Source organism: Rhodococcus sp. YH1 (assembly GCF_009939605.1).
Lineage (GTDB): Bacteria > Actinomycetota > Actinomycetes > Mycobacteriales > Mycobacteriaceae > Rhodococcus > Rhodococcus aetherivorans.
Genome location: NZ_WVTE01000166.1, coordinates 1 through 2719, shown reverse-complemented (window position 1 = coordinate 2719; position 2719 = coordinate 1). Strand labels below are relative to the sequence as shown.

The following is a 2719-nucleotide window of genomic DNA, read 5'->3' as shown; positions in this document are numbered from 1 at the left end:
GTCGGGGAGTTCCTGGCCGCGCACGGGGTGGCGCTCGAGCAGGCCGATTCGGTGGTGCCGGCGGTCGATGCGGCGCTGACCGACGGCCTCGAGATCCGCGTCACCCGCCAGCGCACGGTCCGGGTCACCGAGACTCAGCCGCTCGCGCCTCCGGAGCAGCGCATCGAGGATCCCACCATGAACATGAGCCGGACGGTCGTCGAGAACCCCGGCGTGCCCGGCGTGCACGACGTCACCTTCGCCGTCACCACCGTCGACGGCGTCGAGACCACCCGCGAACAGATCGACGCCGTCGTCACCACCCCGGCGCAGCCGCGCATCGTGCGCGTGGGCGCCAAGCCGGGAACCGAGGTGCCGCCCGTCGAGAACGGCGACGCCTGGGACGCCCTCGCGCAGTGCGAAGCCACCGGCGACTGGGCCGTCAACACCGGCAACGGCTACTACGGCGGCCTGCAGTTCGACCAGAGCACCTGGGAGCGCCAGGGCGGCCTGAAGTATGCGCCCCGTGCCGACCTCGCCACCCGGGAAGAACAGATCGCCGTCGCGAGCCGGATGCAGCGCGCCCAGGGCTGGGGAGCGTGGCCGTCCTGCTCGTCCCGCATCGGCGTGCGTTAGGTTCGGCACGTGCCAGACCACTCACCCGGCGACCCCGGCTCGACCCCCCGCGACGGTTCCGACGTGACCGCCCGCGACGGTTCCGACGTGACCGCTCGCGGTCGTGCCGCCCTGCTCGGTCCCGCCGAGGTGCGCGCCCTCGCGGAGGAGTTCGGGGTCCGGCCGACCAAACAACTCGGCCAGAACTTCGTGCACGACGCCAACACGGTGCGCCGCATCGTCTCGGTCGCCGGCGTGGGCCGCGACGACGTGGTGCTCGAGGTCGGCCCGGGCCTCGGCTCGCTGACGCTCGCCCTGCTCGACGTCGTCGACCGCGTCGTCGCCGTGGAGATCGATCCCAGGCTCGCCGAGCGCCTGCCCGCGACGGTCGCCGACCGCGCGCCCGACCTCGCCGGGCGGCTCGACGTCGTCCTGAAGGACGCCATGCGGGTGTATCCGGCCGACCTGCCGGCCACCCCGACGGCGCTCGTCGCGAACCTGCCCTACAACGTCGCGGTGCCCGTGCTGCTGCACTTGTTCGCCGAATTCGACTCGCTGCGCACGGCTCTGGTGATGGTGCAGGCCGAGGTGGCCGATCGGCTCGCCGCCGAACCCGGGAGCCGCGTGTACGGCGTGCCCAGTGTCAAGGCCGGCTTCTTCGGCCACGTCCGTCGCGCCGGGTCGGTGGGCCGGGCCGTCTTCTGGCCGGTGCCCCAGGTGGAATCCGGGCTGGTGCTCATCGACCGCTACGCCGAGCCGCCGTGGCCCACGGACGAGGGGCACCGCCGCAGGGTATTCGCCGTCGTCGATGCCGCATTCGCGCAGCGCCGCAAGACGCTGCGGGCAGCGCTGAGCGGCTGGGCCGGTTCGGCCGCGGAGGCCGAGCGACGCCTGCTCGCCGCCGGGATCGATCCGTCGACGCGGGGGGAGAAGCTGGACGCCGCTGCCTTCGTGCGGATCGCCGCCGCGCAGTGACGGCGCCGGGCAGGGCCGGCACACGGTGACGGCGCCGGGCAGGTCGGTTCCGTCGCAGCGCTTGGCAGGCGGGCGGATCTGTGCTCTACTGGTACACGGTCGTTAGGTAGTGTGTTCGTGGTTTACCCCTCGCACATTTCTAGTTGCGAGCGGATGCGAAATTCCCACGGAATCCTTCTCAGCCGTCGAGTGACAGGCCCGGACGACGTCGTGTCGTTCGACGAAAGATGAAGGCCGCACGGCTTTCCGAGATGTATGAGGTTGAAAATGGTTGAAGGTACCGTGAAGTGGTTCAACGGCGAAAAGGGCTTCGGCTTCATTGCCCCCGCCGACGGCTCCGCGGACGTCTTCGTGCACTTCTCCGAGATCCAGGGTCGCGGCTTCCGCACCCTCGAGGAGAACCAGCGCGTGAGCTTCGAGGTCGGCCAGGGTCAGAAGGGCCCGCAGGCCACCGGCGTCACCGTCATCGGCTGACGTAGGTCGAACGCTCGCTGCGCGTTCCCCGGGCAGGTGCCTTCTCCGACGGCCTCGTGAGGTCGTCGTGGAAGTGCCGCCGTGAGAGGTGCATCCGAGCAGTGAAGAGGGGCCGGTCCGCAGGGACCGGCCCCTCTTCGTGTCGGTGGGCCGGCGTCGTCGTATCCGGGCGTCGGCGTCGTGTCCTGCGAAAACGTTTCGGCACAACGCTGTTTCGTGGCAGTTCCGGCTATATCACTGGCGGTGCGGGCGCCGATGTGATCTACTTGCACTCGGTCGTTAGGTAGTGTTCGTGGTTCACCCCTCGCGCATTTCTGGTCGCGAGCGGATGCGATAGCCCACACGGAATCGTTTTCTACCGTCGAGTGACAGACCCGAGCGGCGATGTGTCGCTCGACGAGTGGGGAAGCCTGGTGCTTCCCGAATCTTCTTAGGAATGAACATGGTTGAAGGTACCGTGAAGTGGTTCAACGGCGAAAAGGGCTTCGGCTTCATTGCCCCCGCCTGGGCACCCAGCTCACCCGGTTCGCCGACCTCGACGGCGGCGCGGTGTTCGCCTACCGCGTCTCCGATCCCAGGGCCTACGGGGTGATCGAGTTCGACTCCGAGGGCCGGGCGCTCTCGCTCGAGGAGAAGCCGGCCACCCCGAAGTCGAACTTCGCGGTGCCCGGGTTGT

3 protein-coding genes and 1 pseudogene are annotated in these 2719 nt (G+C 69.4%); all 4 read left to right on the top strand.

The window, feature by feature from the left end; genetic code table 11:
- Positions 1-615 (top strand): transglycosylase family protein (locus AIIKEEIJ_RS13625; protein WP_202917007.1); only part of this gene is annotated, 615 nt, incomplete at its 5' end.
- Positions 616-678: 63 nt separating this feature from the next.
- Entirely contained in the window at positions 679-1569 is an 891-nt protein-coding gene (rsmA, locus tag AIIKEEIJ_RS13620; RefSeq protein WP_161995868.1) for a 16S rRNA (adenine(1518)-N(6)/adenine(1519)-N(6))-dimethyltransferase RsmA, read from the top strand.
- Positions 1570-1836: 267 nt separating this feature from the next.
- The gene (locus tag AIIKEEIJ_RS13615) at positions 1837-2043 is read left to right on the top strand and encodes a cold-shock protein (RefSeq protein ID WP_003937832.1); all 207 of its coding nucleotides are present in this window, start codon (positions 1837-1839) and stop codon (positions 2041-2043) included.
- A 498-nt stretch (positions 2044-2541) separates the two neighbouring features.
- A pseudogene (locus tag AIIKEEIJ_RS13605) lies at positions 2542-2719 on the top strand (sugar phosphate nucleotidyltransferase); the annotation flags it as partial.

Bases quoted from the DNA above. Each gene is read 5' to 3' on its own strand.
- AIIKEEIJ_RS13615 (WP_003937832.1), top strand. From the start codon at position 1,837: ATGGTTGAAGGTACCGTGAAGTGGTTCAACGGCGAAAAGGGCTTCGGC.